General features: G+C 40.4%; 15 protein-coding genes. 3 read left to right on the forward strand and 12 right to left on the reverse strand.

The features are described 5' to 3' along the window. Window positions 1-6: 6 nt before the first annotated feature. Both CWC17_RS00385 and CWC17_RS00390 read left to right on the forward strand, forming a co-directional pair. Entirely contained in the window at window positions 7-1,254 is a 1,248-nt protein-coding gene (locus CWC17_RS00385; RefSeq protein ID WP_138611790.1) for a phenylacetate--CoA ligase family protein, read from the forward strand. An 84-nt stretch (window positions 1,255-1,338) separates the two neighbouring features. Beyond that, window positions 1,339-1,815 (forward strand): PaaI family thioesterase, encoded by a 477-nt coding sequence (locus CWC17_RS00390; protein ID WP_138611791.1) that lies wholly within the window; start codon window positions 1,339-1,341, stop codon window positions 1,813-1,815. An 89-nt stretch (window positions 1,816-1,904) separates the two neighbouring features. On the opposite strand, the gene CWC17_RS00395 is transcribed toward CWC17_RS00390, so the two are convergent. From CWC17_RS00395 to CWC17_RS00425, 7 genes are all read right to left on the reverse strand, one after another. After that, window positions 1,905-2,564 carry a peroxiredoxin-like family protein gene (locus tag CWC17_RS00395; RefSeq protein ID WP_138542356.1) on the reverse strand — a complete coding sequence of 220 codons (660 nt, stop codon included), beginning with the start codon at window positions 2,562-2,564 and terminating at the stop codon, window positions 1,905-1,907. 79 nt (window positions 2,565-2,643) lie between these two features. Beyond that, on the reverse strand, window positions 2,644-3,372 hold the full coding sequence (locus tag CWC17_RS00400) for an SIMPL domain-containing protein (protein WP_138611792.1): 729 nt from the start codon (window positions 3,370-3,372) through the stop codon (window positions 2,644-2,646). A 78-nt stretch (window positions 3,373-3,450) separates the two neighbouring features. After that, a complete protein-coding gene (locus CWC17_RS00405; RefSeq protein WP_138611793.1) occupies window positions 3,451-4,146 on the reverse strand; it encodes a hypothetical protein in 696 nt (231 codons plus the stop codon). A gap of 58 nt (window positions 4,147-4,204) precedes the next feature. Then, the gene (locus CWC17_RS00410; RefSeq protein WP_138611794.1) at window positions 4,205-4,828 is read right to left on the reverse strand and encodes a 3'-5' exonuclease; all 624 of its coding nucleotides are present in this window, start codon (window positions 4,826-4,828) and stop codon (window positions 4,205-4,207) included. A gap of 15 nt (window positions 4,829-4,843) precedes the next feature. Continuing rightward, entirely contained in the window at window positions 4,844-6,682 is a 1,839-nt protein-coding gene (locus CWC17_RS00415) for a DUF294 nucleotidyltransferase-like domain-containing protein (RefSeq protein ID WP_138611802.1), read from the reverse strand. A gap of 114 nt (window positions 6,683-6,796) precedes the next feature. Continuing rightward, window positions 6,797-8,521: a sodium:solute symporter family protein gene (locus CWC17_RS00420; protein ID WP_138542352.1), complete on the reverse strand. Its 1,725-nt coding sequence runs from the start codon at window positions 8,519-8,521 to the stop codon at window positions 6,797-6,799. A gap of 10 nt (window positions 8,522-8,531) precedes the next feature. Further along, window positions 8,532-8,795 carry a DUF4212 domain-containing protein gene (locus tag CWC17_RS00425; RefSeq protein WP_004586074.1) on the reverse strand — a complete coding sequence of 88 codons (264 nt, stop codon included), beginning with the start codon at window positions 8,793-8,795 and terminating at the stop codon, window positions 8,532-8,534. Between the two features lie 392 nt (window positions 8,796-9,187). Here CWC17_RS00425 and CWC17_RS00430 point away from each other — a divergent pair, with 392 nt between their 5' ends. Then, complete coding sequence (locus tag CWC17_RS00430) at window positions 9,188-12,628, forward strand: PAS domain-containing hybrid sensor histidine kinase/response regulator (RefSeq protein WP_138611795.1); 3,441 nt, start codon at window positions 9,188-9,190, stop codon at window positions 12,626-12,628. A gap of 69 nt (window positions 12,629-12,697) precedes the next feature. Here the strand turns inward: CWC17_RS00430 and CWC17_RS00435 are convergent, their stop codons facing one another. The 5 genes from CWC17_RS00435 to CWC17_RS00455 all read right to left on the reverse strand — a co-directional run bounded on the left by CWC17_RS00435 (window position 12,698) and on the right by CWC17_RS00455 (window position 19,458). Then, complete coding sequence (locus CWC17_RS00435) at window positions 12,698-15,403, reverse strand: DUF2339 domain-containing protein (RefSeq protein ID WP_138611796.1); 2,706 nt, start codon at window positions 15,401-15,403, stop codon at window positions 12,698-12,700. A 131-nt stretch (window positions 15,404-15,534) separates the two neighbouring features. Further along, window positions 15,535-16,896: a hypothetical protein gene (locus CWC17_RS00440; protein WP_138611797.1), complete on the reverse strand. Its 1,362-nt coding sequence runs from the start codon at window positions 16,894-16,896 to the stop codon at window positions 15,535-15,537. A 153-nt stretch (window positions 16,897-17,049) separates the two neighbouring features. Continuing rightward, window positions 17,050-17,907: a GGDEF domain-containing protein gene (locus tag CWC17_RS00445; protein WP_249935870.1), complete on the reverse strand. Its 858-nt coding sequence runs from the start codon at window positions 17,905-17,907 to the stop codon at window positions 17,050-17,052. Between the two features lie 270 nt (window positions 17,908-18,177). Beyond that, entirely contained in the window at window positions 18,178-18,762 is a 585-nt protein-coding gene (locus CWC17_RS00450) for a YqaA family protein (RefSeq protein WP_138542347.1), read from the reverse strand. Between the two features lie 117 nt (window positions 18,763-18,879). After that, window positions 18,880-19,458: an OmpA family protein gene (locus tag CWC17_RS00455; protein WP_138542346.1), complete on the reverse strand. Its 579-nt coding sequence runs from the start codon at window positions 19,456-19,458 to the stop codon at window positions 18,880-18,882.

The raw sequence follows: 19,458 nt of genomic DNA on the forward strand, positions 1-19,458 counted from the left end.
CCCCATATGACTAACTTATTTAACCCAAAAGAAAGCCAATCGCATATAAGCCGAGAACACGATTTATTCACAAAATTGCCTAGCTTTATTTCATATGCAAAACAAAACAGCCCCTATTACAAAAATATATTAGCCAATATTACTGCGGATAAAATAACTACTCGGGAACAATTGGCCACACTGCCCATTACCAGAAAATCATCACTCATTAGCTTACAAAAAACAGCATCGCCGTTAGCGGGGGTAAACTCAGAACAAGGGCATATTAGTCGGCTATTTCAATCGCCCGGCCCTATTAACGACCCCGAGAACTGTGAAAATGACTGGTGGAGAATGGGCCAAGCATTTTACGCAGCTGGTTTTAGAGAGCACGATAAGGTGCAAAACTGTTTGTCGTACCATTTAACGCCTGGTGGGTTCATACTTGATTCGGGAGCTCGCGCCTGTGGCTGTATTGTAATACCCGCAGGGCCTGGGCAAACCGAACAACAACTCGACACCATTGAAGGACTAAAGCCTCAAGGCTACTGCGGCACTCCCTCTTTTTTAAAAATTTTATTAAATAAAGCTCAGCAGCAAAAGCGCGATATAAGCAGTATTACTAAAGCATTAGTCACCGGTGAGGCTTTACCTAAAGCACTGCGTGATGAGTTTACAACTGCAGGCATTAATACACTACAAGCTTATGCCAGCGCAGATGTAGGTTTAATAGCTTATGAAAGCATTGCAGATGATGGTTTAATTATTGCTGAAGACCTTATTGTGGAAATTGTTCGCCCTGGCAGTTTAGAGCCGGTAGTCGATGGCGAGGTGGGTGAGGTCGTTGTAACCAGCTTCAACCATGACTACCCTTTAATTCGCTTCGCTACAGGTGACTTATCTGCTATTAAATCAGGGCAAAGTACATGTGGACGTACAAATTTACGCATAAAAGGCTGGATGGGACGAGCAGATCAGACAACCAAAATTAAAGGTATGTTTGTCCACCCCGAGCAAGTGGAGCGCGTTAGGTTAAGTGTTAGCGGCATTGCTAAAGTCAGGCTAAATGTTACAAGTGAAAGCCATAACGATAAAATGCACCTTTTGTGTGAGCTAAGTACAAACGCCAATAATGCCGAGACAACCACACTGCAAAACACACTATCAGAAAACCTAAAGCTATATACAAAGTTAAATGGCAGTGTTGAGCTTGTGAGCCCCGGCACTTTAAACGACGACGGCAAAGTGATCGACGATCTAAGAGCTACGTGTTAGTTTTATTTTCAACAAGGCTTTGATTTTGCTAATAAAATACCTGCCTCAGCATTTTAAAGCCTTTATCTCTAAAAAGAGCAATATATGAGTAAAATCGCTTTTCAAGACTGCTATATACAAAGCTTAAGCCATTGTTATGGATGCGGTAAAAACAACCCCGAAGGGCATCAGCTGAAAAGCTACTGGTTAGATAACTATGAGGGAAGTAAAACAATAGCTCACTTTACGCCTAAGCCCTACCACACCGCTATTCCTGGGTTTGTGTATGGTGGCTTATTGGCCTCTCTTATTGATTGCCATGGCACAGGGAGCGCAGCAGCCGTTGTCCACTATAAAAATAACTTAACTATTGGCAGCGACCCTACAATTCGTTTTGTTACAGCGGCCTTAAATATTAATTATTTAGCGCCAACACCTATAGATAAACAACTAGAGCTCGTAGGCGAGTTTAGCCAAGTAAAAGATAACAAAGTAATTGTTGATATTACTTTATCTACACATAACGTTATGTGCGTAAAAGGTGAAGTAGTCGCTGTTAAAATGCCAGCCACGTTTAAATAAGCAGTATTTAAAACTTTTAAATGAACCCAAAAGTAGCTTAATTACTCTGCTACTTTTGGGCGTTCACCATAGTATAAACTGATTATTTACTACAATGCTTTTAAAGCATTAATGATATCTTCTGGCTCTGAGCGTGTACGGTAATCAACATCAACATAACGCCACGTCACTTTACCTTCGCTATTTAAAACAAAGGTGGCAGGGATAGGTAAAATGCTGCTATTGCCGTTATTAAGTGACTCTAAATCAAGGCCGCGGTCTACACGCATATGCTCTAGTAAAAATGCAGGAACTTTCCACGCAACGCCATAGCTTGCTGCAACATCCGCATTTTGGTCACTCAGTACTACAAAGTCCATGTTACTTATTTCGTTTTCGCTCATTGAGCCATCGGGCACTTGTGGGCTAATAGCCACCAGCTGCGCGCCTAATGCATGAATTTCAGGTAAGCGCGCTTGAAGCGCTTTTAGCTGTAAATTACAGTATGGACACCAACTACCACGATAAAAAGTAATAACCACGGGGCCTTTAGCAAGTAACTCGGCTAACTGCACCGATTCACCTTGTTGATTTGGTAACTCAAAGCTTGGCGCGTTTTGGTTTAGAGCAAGTGCATTAGCACCCTCTTGAAAAGATTTTGCTTGAGCAATACTCTCATCAACACCTTTCATAAAAGCAGGATTGCCCTTTCGCCCTGCTGCTACTTTTGCCTCGGTTTGTGCTTTTAATGTGTTGCTTTCATCGTTCATAGTATGGCTACCTTCAAATTTATCAAAAACGTAAAGCTAGCTTACAGTACGAAAATGTATTTGGAATGAAAATATTAGCTTAATCATCTACCTCTAAATCAAACACCACGTTTATAGATGATTTAAAGCTTATTGTTGCCTGTAAATCGTTACTACGTATTTGAGGAAAAGAATTATTGCCTTGCTGCGCCCTGTGCATTTTGGTTATGGCTGTACTAAAACCACTGCCATAGTTGTTTTTAGTTGAGCGAATAGTGCGTACTTCACCTACTTTTGCATTGAATGAATCAGCAAGGGAACCCGCTTTTATTTTTGCATCTTCAATTGCTAGCTGAGTGGCTTGCGCTTGCAGTTGCTCATATTTAGAAGATAAAAACTCAATGTTTTGAATGGCATTTACTTTTTGGTTCAATAAAAAATCTGTTAAATCGCTCACTCGCTCAATACTGTTTAGCGTTACTTCAAACGTTCTTATCGCTGAGTAATCGCTAAGGGCCTGATGCCCTGTTTCAATATAATCCATCCCTGTTTTTTCAATTTTAACGTTTGAGGCAACTACGTCATCGGCGCTTATTTCAAATTGATTGAGCCCATCTATTAATAACTTCACTTTATTCTCAAGCGCGTTATTGGCGGCTTTCGGCTCATTTTTAACACTATTCACCTTAAATAGTATTTTAGCCATGTCAGGCTCAACTAATACCTCAGCAGTGCCTTGCACTGAGATATGACGATTGGCTGGTAAGCTCGAATTAGCAAAAGCGATAACAGGGAGTAAGGTTAGAAAAATAGTGGTAATGAGTTTCATAATTTGCCCTGAATAAAGTGCCATGCTGAGCTATGCGTCCATACTAATAAATAGCAGCAATCGTGTTTTAGCGAATGTTTAATCACTGTGTGTTTGAGCAGCTTTTGACTTTGGCTTAATCGTTTTTCCTTGGTGTAGGTTCGGTATTAATGCTGAAATATTTTCTTGTGAAATAATAAGTAACTTATTTTGTTTATTATCATAAACAAATAAATTCCCAATTGTTGAGGCTACTATTTGAACATTTTGAAGTTGAGTTACTTTACTCTGAGCAATTGGATAATTTAATGATAAGTGATAACTCATTGTTTTTTCATTTACTATATCTTTACTATGAAAATGCGCCAACATAGTAGGGTATGTAGATATTATAAGTGCTAAAAGTAACATGAATGAGTAACTAGGTTTTAATAAATAGAACGGGTAACCAAAACCATAATAAAGTTTTTTTAAAACGGTTGTTTTACTAGGATCTGGCATATGTCCTGAGCGCCAATTGAGATAAATAGCAGTTATAACGATGAGCGTAGTATAAAGAGTAATAAGTAAAGAGTTTGAAATCAGTGCCAGTAAAAAGTCACTTATTTCAATAAAGTTGAATACATCAACCGAGAAGTTATTAAGTAAAACGTAAAGATACACAACACCTGATAAACTACCCAGTAAGTAAAGAATAGTAAGAAACACACCAAAATTATTGTGAATGTACTTTTTAACTGCTTTGAGGTCATTGTTTAACTGGTTGTAATACTTACTGGCGGCTTCAATTACCATAATAAATCCTTTTAAAGTTATTATCTCAACAAAATAATTAGTAAATGCTGTAGTTTTGTTAAATTATTGACCTCAACTGCAACTCTTTACCACGGTTTATTTGATAGCACTGAGCTAGCAATAATTCGGCGGTGGCTTGTGCATCTGTCAGTGCGTTATGACAATGATAGCGTGGTAACTCATAACGTTTGCGACACGCACTTAGGGTTAAATCATCTTGTTTTATTTCTGCACCTTGGCAAATAAGGCGTTTTTTTTCTATGTGTAGGGTGTCGAGTATTAGCTTTGGTTGCGTACTTATATTAGCGTTTTTAAGGGCTGCTTTTAAAAAGCCCCAATCGAGTATCGCGTTATGAAATACCAAAATGCTGTCGTTAAAATGCACTTTTAACTGCGTTAATATACTTTCTAAGCTTTGCCCTTCAGCCACAGTGTCGTCAATAATGCCGTGAAAAATAGGGCTTTGATCTAGGCTTTTTACATCCTTGTTTATTAAATGCTGCGACTCGCTCATTTTTATACATTGGTTGTCTATTTTAACCCAAGCCACCGATACAATTTCATGCTGGCTTACATCAAGCCCAGTAAGCTCTAAATCAATCACTAAATAGCGTTGCGTTAACGCGTTTTGACTTAATAAATTTCGCCTTTTTATATACTTACTGAGCCATTTTTTTACCACAGCGCTTACCTCCTGTTACAAACTGCCACGGGCAAATTTAAATGCGGCGGCTTGCTGGGCTTGTTTTACTAAGTAAAAGGCTTCTTTTAATTGGTGGCGTTCAAGTGAGGTAAGTTTATCAGGGTTTATGCAGTTACTTGGTAAACCCTCTTCGTTTATTTGCGTGCTAAAGCGTAGCTGAGTTAAAAATCGCCAGCAATCTTTTAAGTTATATATGTCGTCTTTATTTAATAGTTTATGTTTAAGTAAAGCATCTAAACGCTCTTGGGTATTGGCGCGTTTTATTCCGGCTTTTAACGCATATAAACGCACTATGTCGTTAATAATAAGCACACCGCGTTTTTTTAAATCTATGTACTTATGGTTGTTGTCGCTTTTTTGCGTTTTAAGCTTATTAAATAAACCTATAGGCACTGAGCTGGCTCTTATATCGGTTGCCATAGCAGCATAAAATAACTCATCGCGCGATATTCTATTTAGCTGCTCGCAAAAACCACTATACAAAGCGTTTGAGCCTTCAATAAAGCGCAAATCAAAAAATATTTTACAGTTAAGCATGGCACTTGGGGTTGGGCTTTTTATCCATTTAAAAAAGCGCTCACACCACTGGCTTACACTCATTCTGCACTCATCACTGCTGGCCATTATATTACCTGGGCAACGTCTAATTCCGCACTCTACTAGCTGTTCACAAACAAACTCCCCCATGTGCTTAAAGTAAGCTTGATGCTCGTCGCTTAAGTCATCGGGCAGTAGTAAGCCGTTGTCTTGATCTGAGTGTAGGGTTTGCTCCTCCCTTGCTTGTGAGCCAAAGCAAATAAAACAAAAACTGGTGGGGGCTGCGCCGTTTTCTTCTTGAAATAAGTGAATAAGGCGCGAGGTTAACGCATCGGTTAAGCCGCTGAGTAATTTACCAATTAACGATATGTCTTCTATGTTGTATGAAAAGCTGCGCAGTAACTCAGGAATTTCGCCCGCATAACGTTTTAAGTCGGCAATACTATGCGCTTTATAAATGCGGCCAATAAGCTGCACTGGATCACTCTTTTGCTGGCGCAGTAAATCGGTACTAGTAAGCATGCCCAATGGTTTATGATTTTCGTCGAGCACGGGTAAATGATGAATATTATATTTAAGCATTAAATGCAACGCAGAAAACACGCGATTGTTTTCAAATATAAATTTAGGCTTAGCACTCATTATTGTGCTCACTGCGTCTTGCGGGTCTACTTCGTCGGCCAGTACGCGGTTGCGTAAATCGCGGTCGGTGACTACGCCTACCAAAATGGCGTGTTCGGTGATCATAATTGACGATACACCGTGTTTTTTCATTTTTTTAGCGGTTTGCCTAATGCTTGCGTCGGGCGCGAGGGTAATTGCAGTGCGGGTCATTAGCTCAGATATTCTTCGCTCAGACCAACTATCGTTTTTACTTTTATAATGCGATGAAAGCAAACGGTTAGCGTGTGCTCGCACAAAGTATTGCTCAAACGGTTTATATTGGCGGCGTAAAAAGTCGAAGTGCTCTTGGGAGAGCATATACACTATACCTTCTTTTTGTACCTGCAACCTATTTTGAATTGCTTCCCCTGTTAACAAAGAGGGGTAACCAAAATAATCACCTTGGGCTAAACGTTTTACTACATCGCCTTTTGCATCGACAAGGTCGTATAAGCCTGAGCGAATTAAAAATAGCTTTGGACTTTGCGTTTGCAGCCATTGCGCTTGGTTTTCTCGGGTTAAATACACACTATCAATATGCCCTACAAAATACTCACACGCACTGTCGTGCAGCATGCTAAACGGCGCCTGCATACACACAAACTGGGCAACTTCCTGCTGCTCTACACTCATTGTTGTACTCATTAAAAAGTATACACAAAACCTAATGTACTCATTATTTAAACAAATAAAAAGCCCGACTAAAGTCGGGCTTTTGGTGCTTTATTTTTAAGTAGGCTTAACACATTAATGTGCGTGTGCTTCACCTGACCCTTTTGGATTACGAATACCCTCCACCATTTGCTGTATTTCAAGCGGAGTCGATTTTGTTAATTTAAGCACTATTGCGGCAACCACAAAGTTGATGACCATACCCACTAAACCGATTCCTTCGGGTGAAATACCTAAGAACCAATTTTCTGGGCTATTGAGCTCAGGGCTTACAAATTTAAAGAAGATAATATACGCAGCGGTAAAGCCTATACCGGTTATCATGCCGGCAATGGCACCTTCTTTGTTCATTGTTTTAGAGAATATCCCCATAATAATTGCAGGGAAGAAACTCGCTGCCGCTAAACCAAAGGCAAATGCTACTACCGATGCCACAAACCCAGGCGGGTTAATTCCAAAGTAAGCAGATATTACAATAGCAATCATCGCGGCTAACCGTGCAGCCAATAGCTCTTGTTTATCGCTTATGTCGGGTTTAAGGGTTCGTTTAAGTAAATCGTGCGACACCGAGGTCGAAATAACCAGTAATAAACCTGCTGTGGTTGAAAGCGCAGCAGCAATACCACCGGCCGCAACAAGTGCAATTACCCATGCTGGTAAATCAGCAATTTCAGGGTTAGCCAGTACCATAATATCGCGGTCTACTTTTACTTCGTTTGCGCTAGTCGGATCTTCTACTTTACCGGCGGTGTAAAACATTTTGCCGTCGCCGTTTTTATCATTAAAGGTAATTAAGCCTGTGCGTTCCCAGTTTTTGATCCACGCAGGCGCTTGAGCGTACTCTGTACCGCTACCATCTTTACCGTTAATGGTGTCAATCATGTTTACGCGTGCAAACGAAGCAACTGCAGGTGCCGTAGTGTAAACAATGGCAATAAATACCAGTGTCCAGGCTGCAGAAATACGGGTATCTTTAACGCGAGGTACAGTGAAAAAACGTACAATTACATGCGGTAAACCGGCAGTACCGACCATTAAAGCACCAGTAATAGCGAATACGTCAATCATGCTTTTAGAGCCTTCGGTGTATTGTGCAAAGCCCAGCTCTGCGCTTAAACCGTCGAGCTTATCAAGTACATACATGCCTGAGCCATCACTTAATGTGGCACCAAAACCGGTTTGTGGGAAGAAATGGCCTGTCATCATCATTGAAATAAAAATAGCAGGCACAAGGTAGGCAAATACAAGCACACAGTACTGCGCTACTTGCGTATAGGTAATGCCTTTCATGCCGCCAAGTACCGCATAAAAGAATACAATCACCATTCCAATATAAACACCAGTTTCAATTTCTACTTCTAAAAAGCGCGAAAATACCACACCTACACCACGCATTTGCCCAGCAATGTAAGTAAAGCAAATAAAGATCGCACACAAAATAGCAACAACACGTGCTGTTTGTGAGTAGTAACGGTCGCCTATAAAGTCAGGTACAGTGAATTTGCCAAATTTACGTAAGTAAGGCGCTAAACACATAGCGAGTAATACATAGCCGCCAGTCCACCCCATTAAGTAAACACCGCCATCGTAACCTGCAAACGAAATAATACCCGCCATTGAAATAAACGACGCTGCGCTCATCCAATCGGCTGCGGTTGCCATACCATTAGCTAGCGGAGGTACGCCGCCCCCTGCCACGTAAAACTCATTTGTAGAGCCTGCACGCGCCCAAATTGCAATGCCGATATAAAGCGCAAAACTTAAACCAACAATTATAAATGTGAGTGTTTGAACATCCATTACCTAGCTCCTATTCGTCTACGCCGTATTTTTTATCTAACGTGTTCATTTTGAAAACGTAAACAAAAATCAAAGCTACAAAGGTGTAAATAGCGCCCTGTTGTGAAAACCAGAAGCCAAGTTTAAACCCAAAAAAACGTACTTCATTGAGTACATCTACCAGTAATATGCCAAAGCCAAATGAGACCACAAACCATACTGCTAGTAACTTAAACAGTAGTGAAATGTTTTCTGCCCAATAAGCTTTTGCCTGTTCTTCATCTTTAAAAGCCATTTTTATTTTCCCCTTTAAGCATTGCATAATTGCAATGAGTGGTTTTTTTATAGTCGGTTATTAATTTAGCAACGCGGCGTAAAGAGTGAAGTGAGACCATAGTCGTAACAGCTTGTTAACGTTTACGTAAACTGCAGATTAAGCTATATTTAAAAACCAAATAATAACTATTTTTCAATAACTTAATTTTTAAAAAAGGATGTTCATCACAAAACTTAAGTGTATTTGTGTAAAAATGCGACATTAGTCTAATAAATCAACAAAACTATAAATAGCCATTTAAAATCAATTAGATAAAATCAGCATTGAAATTTTGAATAAAATTGTGCACGCACACTTAAAGTTATCTCTGGTATTGTGTATGGGTATAAATAATAAGGTTTAATAACAACATGACTGCTGTACTGATTTTTGTAGCACTGGGCTATATTGGCGTGCTGTTTTGGCTTGCTAATTGGGGCGATAAAACAACACCACTGGCTAAACGGATTAGCCATCATCCTTTTGTGTATTCGTTATCGTTAGGGATTTATTGTACCTCGTGGACGTACTATGGGTCGGTTGGTACAGCTGCCACCAGCAGTTGGAGCTATTTGCCTATTTTACTGGGGCCCTCATTGTTGTTCGTTTTTGGCCAAGGTTTTTTACGCAAACTGGTATTAGTAAGCAAAAAACAAAACATTACCACCATTGCCGACTTTATTTCTGCGCGTTACGGTAAGCGCCAAACCAGTGCAATACTGGTCACTGTTATTGCTCTACTTGCTACCATTCCCTATATTGCACTGCAGTTAAAAGCACTTAGTACCAGCTTTTTGCTTTTGCAAAACAGCAATCAAATCTCTGGCGAAATACTTACTCTCACCGCCACGTTAATTATGGCGCTGTTTGCAATATTTTTTGGTACCCGTAAGGTAGATGTTACCGAATACCGCTCTGGGCTCATGCTAGCAGTTGCCTTTGAGTCCATGATCAAACTCATCGCGCTTGTTGCCGTTGCTGGATTAGCTCTGTACACCTTATTTAATTTACCTAACCTTACGGGCGATAAAGTCACAGAGTCGATGTGGCATCATTGGGGCGACTTTAACTTTTTTAGTTTTAACTTTATTGGCCAATCACTTATGGCTGCCGCGGCCATAATATGTTTACCACGGCAATTTCATGTTACCGTGGTAGATAACCAAGACAAACGCCATTTATTTACCGCTCGCTGGGCTTTTCCGCTGTATTTATTACTCACCGCCGCGATGATAATTCCTATTGCTACTGCCGCAATTCACCCCAGCATTGGCAGTAGCTTTTCACCCGACAGCTTTGTATTAGCGCTTCCACTTATTCACGACCAAGCTTTTTTAAGCACCTTTGTGTTTATTGGCGGGCTAAGTGCAGCCACCGCTATGATAGTCGTAGCTACACTTACCCTTAGCACCATGATCTCTAACGATGTAGTGCTGCCGCTTATGCTACGCCGTAAATTTAAGCGCAACTTAATTACCAGCAGTTATAAATCGCAAATTTTATTAGTCAGGCGCTTTACCATAGCTGGCATTTTAATATTGGCTTACTTTTATCAGCAATGGTTTGGGCACGGCAGCGCGCTTGCAAGTATGGGGCTGGTGGCGTTTTCATTAGTAACGCAGCTGCTCCCAGCTATTGTAGGCGGACTTTACTGGCGTAAAGGGCATGCTTATGGTGTATATGCGGGTTTACTTGCAGGGTTTATTTGTTGGGTACTATTTTTAATGATGCCAATTTTAGATGCCGGCAGCGCCCTTAATAGCGAGCTTCAGCAAACACTTATTACACGCGGCACGCTCATTGCCTTATTTGCTAACATTGGTTGTTATATTAGCTTTTCGTTAGGGGCAGAGGAGCGCTTGATAGACAAAATTCAAGCAGCTGCGTTTGTTAACCCTAAAGATCAGGCTATTTTATCGCGCCGTTTAAACAAAAATGTTAAAGCCACGGTTTACGACTTTAAAATACTGCTGCAAACCTTTTTAGGTATTCAACGCAGCCAACAAGTACTGGCGCACTTTTCACTTTCGCACCAGCTAAGTGACAATAATGCCCACCCCGAACCCGAATTTATAGCCTACTGCGAACGTGCGTTAACTGGGGTGTTAGGGGCATCTTCAGCGCAGGCACTAATACGTACGGTTTCATCGGGTAAGCGTATGGCCTTTGAAGAGGTGGTTAACTTTTTTGACGAAACCACACAGGCACTGCAGTTTAACCAAAACCTGTTGTATACCTCGCTCGAAAATTTAAGCCATGGTATTTCGGTGGTCGATAAAGACTTAAAACTGGTGGCATGGAATAAACGCTACAGCCAAATGTTTTGCTACCCAGATGGCTTTTTAGAAGTGGGGCAACCCATTGAAGATATAATTAGATACAACGCAGTACGCGGTGAATGTGGCCCTGGCGAAATAGAGCGCCAAGTAGAAAAGCGCGTTCAGCATTTAAAAAATGGCAGCTCGCATCACTTTATTCGCCACCGCCGTAACGGCCAAGTATACGAAATGATAGGCAACCCTCTACCCGATGGCGGTTTTGTAACAAGCTTTTCTGATATTACAAACCATATAAGTACGCAAAATGCGCTTGAAGAAATTAATATGGATCTTGAAAACCGCATTGAAGCGCGAACTCAAGAAGTACAAACCATCAATAAAGACTTACAAGCCCAAATAGATAGCCGAGTAAAAACAGAGCAAGCACTTACTTTAGCTAAGCGCGAAGCAGAGCAAGCTAACGATAGTAAAACACGGTTTTTAGCATTAGCAAGCCATGATATTTTACAGCCCCTTAACGCGGCGCGTTTGTACCTTGCAGCCATTGATGAAACACAACTTGATACCACTAACCAAAATAGTTTTAATAAGCTTGGCCACAGTTTAGACTCAACCGTGCATTTAATGTCGGCTTTACTAGAAATAGCTAAGTTAGAGCAAGGCGCAATGACCCCTACCCCACGCCACTTTTGTATAAACGATATACTTATGCCACTGCAAAGCGAGTACGCTATTTTATCAATCGATAAAGGCTTAAAGCTTACGGTGCGTTCAAATGCACAAATTGTGCATAGCGATATTACCTATTTGCGCCGAATTATACAAAACTTGGTGTCTAATGCGGTTAAATACACCGAAACAGGGCGAGTTTTAATAGCGTGCAGAAACCGTAAACATAATTTACGTATAGAAGTATGGGACACGGGCCCTGGCATTAGCGAAATAGAACAAGCTAAAATATTTAACGACTTTTACCGTATAGAAGCCGGTGATAACAAAGGCGTAGGTTTAGGGCTAGGCGTTGTAAAACGTATGGCCGATTTACTGAGCTTAGAGCTAGATGTGCACTCTGAGCCTGGTAAAGGCAGCCGCTTTAGTATTGAAGTGCCTTATGGTGATACGCAGTTTGTACAACAAAAAGTTAAGGCCAACAGCTTGGTAGAGAACCGCGCTGCAATTAATATTATGGCCGTTGACGATGACCCCGAAAACCTAGCTGCAATGGCTAGCCTACTTAAAAAGTGGCAAGCCAATTACACCTTGTTTGATGACGTTGATAACGTACTAGCGCATGCGAAACAACACGCAGCGCCCGATGTAATTTTAATGGATTATCAATTAGGTAATGAGTACGATGGTATTTCGCTTATAAAAACACTGCGAGATATATGGCAAAGCGAAGTGCCGGCCATACTTATAACAGCCGTACGCGATACGGAACTTAAACAAGAAACGAAAGCCGCTAATATTCATTATTTAAGTAAGCCTATTAAGCCGGGTAAGCTAAAAGCACTGCTTAATCACAGTACTTAGGCTCTGCTCAAAAGTGTAAAACAAAGCCCAACAAATTGCTGGGCTTTTGTTCATAGCTTATAGCTACAATTATGCTTGTTTTACGCGGCTTCTAAGCTTTTGAAACAACCAGCTTAGCCCCACTAGTGATAAACCCAAGCCAATAAACGACAGCGCTTTTAAAAGCCCTGTTAAATTTGCCATATCCACCAAGAACACTTTTAAAATAACGGCAGCTAATACTCCTAAACCTATTTTTTGGATTAATAGCTGATTTTTTAAATGCCCTAGCACCACAGTAATAGCCCCTAACACGAGCCAAATAACCGAGTAGCTATAAAGCTCTGCGTTGCTTGCTCCTGTTGATATGTAAATATAAGGGCCTTGCCAGTATTGGCGTATAAAGCCATTAATTGCCAGCACACTCAACGCACCCGCTACTATAAGTATAAATGGCGCTACTTTTGTATACAGCGGTTTAATTAACCTATAAAGCCAAAGCACTAAACCCGCAGGCACTAACCAAAGTAAAAATAGCCAATTAAATACAATAATTTCACCAATATAAATAGCACTTAAAAATGGGTTGGCGTTTAGTAAGGTGCTCAGTGCCGTAATACCCGCAGCGCCGGCTAATACCATGCCTGCCACTTGGTATAATTTAGCTAAGCTACCAGCAATACGAGCACGGTGTAAATATACACAACCCATTGCAAGCCAATTACAGGTGAGTAAAGTTTGTTCGTAAAAGCTTAAAGAGCCAAACTGCGGATAATGCCCCACCAGTTGATAGCTGGTTTCGGTGGTAATAAATAACGCTAAGCAATGCAGCGCTGCGCCTTCTAGCCAAACTTTTAACTGAGATGCGCTAAAGCATTTGGCTGCCGCGTAAAATAACACCACGCACAAAGGATAAACGACTAAACTCCAGTGCACACCCAATACACTAAGCGCCTCGTAACTTGGGGTCCACGGTGACAATGTAAGGCGAAGTAATAATGCAGCTACCAGCGCTTTAATTGGCCAATGTGGCATAGGCACGCGATAGCGGTTTATTAACACGCTAATAAGTAAAACCTGAATCGCCAATGCAATAGTTAAACCGCTGTCATTTAATAACATAGTGATAGCAAGCGTGATGTTGGCATTTGCCCCCACCCAATATGTAAAGCGCTGAAAAAGCGTTGCGCCACCCATTGCGCACTTAATTAAAATGGCGCTACTTATAAGTAGTATCACTGCCCACAACGGATAGGCTGCGGCCAAGGCATGGTTTGGGATGATAGCGTATAAGGTGGCAATCATTATAAATACACTAAACGAAGCAGTAATATGAAAAGCCAAGCGTTTAGGCGCCCACTTTATACCAAAATAAAGTCCACATGCGCTCAGTGCTAAACCTAAAAATAAAGCGCTCCCATATGGGTGTTTAAAAATAAATAAAGAGTCTGAAAAATCAATATAATATGACGGCGTGCTTAGTAGTATTAGTGCAGCAATAATTAACGCTGCCCCCTGCCATAAATCCCAGCGGCTATTTTTAATTACTAAAAACAGTAAGGTTAATATGCCCAATGCATTTATTATTTGCCATTGAAGGTAGTTATCACTATCAAAAAGCATAGCTATTAGCAAAGGGACAATACAGGCAAGCATTAAAGGGTGACTAGGGAGTGCGTTTATCAGGCGTTTTAAACTATGTGGGCGCGTTTCAACCACCGCTAGTTTTAACCCTAAGCGCGGTACGGCAATTAAACCAATAACACTTAATAGCCCATACGTGCCCATAAGCCAAATGGTGCTGCTGTTAGCTATGGTAAAGCCAACAATATACCAGCCTAAATGCCCCGCCCACAGCAGATACCACAACCATGCTCGCTGTACTTTATGTGCCACCAACGCCGCTGATAAGCTAATAAAACCAATATACATATACAGCGCAAATAAATTATTGCTGCCAGTATTGACCAGTACGGGAACACAATAAGCACCAATAATGCCTAGTACGGCTAATACCGGGCCAAGCATTATTGCCATAGCGCTCGCACTTATGGCAATAACCCCTAGTACAACAAAGGCTGACAAGGGGCTGATGAGACTATAGCTACTATACGCTAATAAGGTCAGTGCAAAGCACGTAATAAATCCCCCTGTGGCAAGTGCTGCAGGTATATAGTTATTAAACCCTTCGAATACACTATTTTTGTAATGCATATAAGCCGCGGCTGCAATTAAGCCACCACCAAATAGACCGCCCAAGGTTAAACGCATCGTAGGAGAGAGTAGCCCAGCTTCTAAACTGTACTTTGCTAAAAATATACCGCCTAACGCCAATGCTATTGCGCCTATCCAAGTCATCCAATTTTGTTCAAAGTCGCTACGCAATTTTTCAAAAAGAGAAGTAAAAAGTGAGGGAGTGAGATTTTTACTGCCTAGCTTATGGTTACTTTCAGAAACATTAGCGGGAGGCTTTATTGATGAAGCTGGTGTTTTTACCTGCTCACGAGGCTGATTTGACTGCTTAGGTTGATTAGGACTAACTTGATTAAAAGTCGGCTCATTGCTATTGGCTTGAGCCGTGTCCGCATGCTGGGCTGTGGAGAAATCGACGCTTTTATCTTCGCCTTCATTGTGGCTTAGCTTGTTATTAGCTAGTTCTAAACTGAGTACTTTTGCTTTTAATTGAGCAATTTCTTGCTTTAAGTTACTTAGTTGTGCAATTGCTATAATACCGCAAACTGCACCGGCCATTATTGCAAATGCAAATAAACCTACTATTCCTAAAAACTCATCCATGGCACGCTCTTTTTATTTATTTTGTAATGAGTGTACCTAAAACTCTTTAAGTTTACGTAAGTTTTTGTTCAAAAAAAGCCCTAAACAATAATGCTTAGGGCTTTTACTTTCTAGAACGTGTTACATGTTACTTAGTCTACACTGTCTGTAATTGTGCGCGTTACACTCATTTTAAAGCCAGAGCTTGTTGTCTCATCGTGCTCTAAAATTAAGATGTAGTTACCTTCTTCGGTAAAATCTATATCACTTTGTTGAATTAACACTATTTGTTGGCCGTTATCTTCATATACGGCATACACAGTGTAAGCTTCATCATCTACGTCAATTTCTTCTTGGTCGTATCTATCTAAGCCATCAATTACATTGGTGGCGTCATCAACGGTTTCGCCATTTAAGGTAAAGTACACGTCAACTTCACTTACGGTTTGCCCAGCGTAGCTTTCAATTAGGTTAATAACCGAAATTGTATGGCTGTAGCTACTCGGTGTTAGGTTTTCCTCAACGCTCATCATACGTAAACCATTATCGATGTCGTTGTAGAAAACGCCTACCGCACTTTGCTCGCGCTCTAAGGTCATTAAAAAGTTATCGGCAAGCTTAGTGCCTTCCTCATCATACATTGCAACGCTGTAACTATTCGGCGAAAGCTCAACGTAATCGGTGTAGGTATCACTTGCTACTGTATTTGTATTGTTGACTGTGGTGCCACGGGTTGTGCTAAAGCTAACTGGCGAGTAATCGTCAACGGTATTTATAAAGCGCAGCTGCCCAAGCGCTGATTGATGTTTTAGTGCTGTAACGTAGTTATTGTCAGTCACAATATCAAGCGTGATACCATTTTCTTCTGTTGCATAGCTTGGGCGGATCATGGCTACGTAGCTTTCTTCATCATAAAAATAAACCGACTCTGACTCGTACACTACATCTGTACTACCTGCCTCAGTGATATAAATTGTATAGTAGCCCTCATCAAGGGTTTGTAAATCTAGCTCACTTAAGTACTGTGTTGATGTAAATAGTTCAGCACTTTCAAATACACCGTCATCGGTTGCTAGGTAAACATCGTAACTGGTATCTTCGCTGGTGATATTGTAAAAACCTAAATTAAACTCATCTGTATCGCTTGAAATGGGTACACTTAACTCTGTGAACGTCGGCTCATCAAAGTTACCACTCATAACAATAAGTTCGGTTTTATCACCTTTGATTGATACTTCTTGTTCGCTAATTGTAATGTAGCTATCGTTTGCATCTAAGTATTCAAAACTTAAATCGTAAGTACCGGTGCTGTAATTATGACGCGTGGTTACATCTGCAAAGTCGGTGCCCGAGCGCTCTGTTTCATCTACAAATAAACGCGTATATGGGCTGTTATATGAGCCGTTATATAATTGTACGTAGCCTGTATCACTTGAGCCGTCGCTGCCGCCACAACCAACTAAAATAGACATTAAACTTAGAGGTAAAGCAGCTTTCAACAGAGAGTTGGTCATTAAAGTTTCCTTATTATTAAAATCACTATTATGACGTCTTTGCTGCATTTTAATTTCATAGTTTACAAAGTATTACCCTCGCTGACAGTTCTTTACGAAAACGTTTAAAAGTGTAATAAATGTGCAAATAATAAGGATATTTGTGTAGAAAACTTAAGGGGCTATTTTATATTGATCTCGGCCATTATTTTTAGCAACGTATAAAGCCATGTCTGCCCGCTTCATTACCTTGTCGAGGGGCTCGTTAGCGCTTTGCAGCGCCATACCAATACTTACGGTAAGCTGTTTGACCTGTTTAACTTTAATATTGTGTGCAATGTCTATTAGTTGCCCACAAAATTCAGCCGCTTGGCTTATATTACCGGTAGGCAAATAGCCGCCAAACTCCTCACCGCCTAAACGAGCAAATACTGCATTATTAACAAATGCACTATTATACTTAGTAGCTAACTGCTGTAGCACTAAGTCACCCTCATCATGGCCAAACTCATCATTAATAGCCTTAAAATGATCAATATCTATAATTAAAATAACGTAAGGCGTACTAGGGGCAGTTTTAACATGTCGATAAAAATAGCGTCTATTATGTACTTGTGTAAGATCGTCCGTTATCAACTCGTGCGCTAAACGGTTATGTATACTTTGTACAAAACGCATGGTCTTAAATAATCCATAGGCGGTAAAAAGCATTCCCATGGTTCTGCATAAGTCTTCAAAATAAACACTCATCCAATAAGGCTGCACAACTAATTCATCTATTACATCAGCCGTTGTACCCATACTCCATAGCAATAAACCTAAAGTAGAAAACACGTACGCTTGTTTTGAAAGCTCAGAGCATTGCACTATCCAAAATAAAAATACGAGCACGATGAGATTGCAAAAATCGGTAGTAAAACCATACACATTGTTTTGCACGTTTAAAGGGGGGAAAGTATTTAAAGCATAAAGCGAGAAGGTAATGATATAAAGCAATAATGCTATACTTACCGCTTTATTTACCCAACTCATTTTATAAAAGTTTGATAATCTAACAGTAAGTTTTACAGTTTCAATCATATGCTGTAGTTATTTGGTGCGTTATTAACAAACTATAGCATATAAGAAAAAACCGTTATGAAAGTGTACTTTAAAGTATTTGTTGCTTTGGTCCTTTAGCATAAAAATGACCTGAGACTTAAGCCAAGCAATGCAAAAAAATACACAGCTCAACTATAGAACTGCAGCTTTGGTATCAAGCCGCAGTTATGGCGTAGTGTAGTTAACTTTAAAGTTTAAAAGCTATATTAGGGTGCTTATACCCCACAATGCCAATACTAAAATAGTAATAGCAATCATCGCTTTAGTTTTATGTTTACTGATTATTTGCTCAGCTTTATTACCTGCGTAATAAACCACTATTGCTAATCCAAAATAGCGAATTGAACGAGCAATACCAGAAGCGAGTAAAAACAACCAGATGGAATATTTAGTAGCGCCTGCTGCAAGCATTGCTATTTGAAACGGTATGGGCACAATGCCCAGCGTCATTACAAACCAAAACCCTTGATTTTGCATTTGCTGCTTCACATTTTCAAACTGCTCCTGGCTCGAAAACATTTCAATAACCCAGTCACCTATCGCGTCAAATAAATAATAACCCAGTGCATAACCAAATAAAGCACCAATAATACAGCCTAATGTCGCCATAAGGGCGATTAACCACAGCTTCTCACGACGCGCTTGCATAAGCGGAACAAGCACAGCCTCAAGCGGGATAGGCACTATCGTGGACTCTAAAAACGACGCCACCGTAATGCCTGTAAGCATGTGCTTTGAGTCAATAAAGTGTCGTGTTTTTTCTTTTAGCTTTTTTTGAATAGCCATGTAAATCCCTTAATAAGTTGCCACTTTACTCAGAGTGTATAGTAAAGAATATTAAGGTAGGCTTAAGTATAAAAAAAGCCCGTTAAAGACGGGCTCTTCTTAAATAGCATAAGTTAATTAAATAGTTGAGTTGTAAACATCAAACTGCATTTGCATAACTCTAGACTGTTCACCTTCAACTAAGGCAATAACACGGGTTTCTCGACCTTGTAGCTCTGGCGGAATTTTTTTAGTTTCAATAAACGTTTGTTGTGAAATTTGATCTTCGTTCACATTAAGCGCAAGCAGTGCTGACTTGACTGTTTCAATACGTTTTAACGCTAACTTTCGGTTGTATTCTAGTGATCCCTTTTTACTCGTATCCCCAATCAAAATAACACTCAATAATGGTGAGTTTTCAATAGAGCGGGCAAACTCAGCTACTTTTTGCTTTGCATCAGTAGTAAGTACATGCTTATCAAATTCAAAGTTAATTACCACACCACGTGTTGTACTTATGTTTTTCTCAAGCGCACAACCGTCGTTATCGGTAACTGCTTTAAGGGGCGTATCTGCACATTTATCGCGCTCGTTAATAATCCCGTCTTGGTCTTGATCAAGCAAATCATTAGACTGTAACTTTTGCTCGTACGGCCCAGGCTCTGTCGCACAGGCAGTTAAAAGTAAAGCGGCACTTAATAAAGCTATTTTTTTCAT

It is taken from the genome of Pseudoalteromonas sp. S3785 (assembly GCF_005887365.1).
Taxonomy (GTDB): domain Bacteria; phylum Pseudomonadota; class Gammaproteobacteria; order Enterobacterales; family Alteromonadaceae; genus Pseudoalteromonas.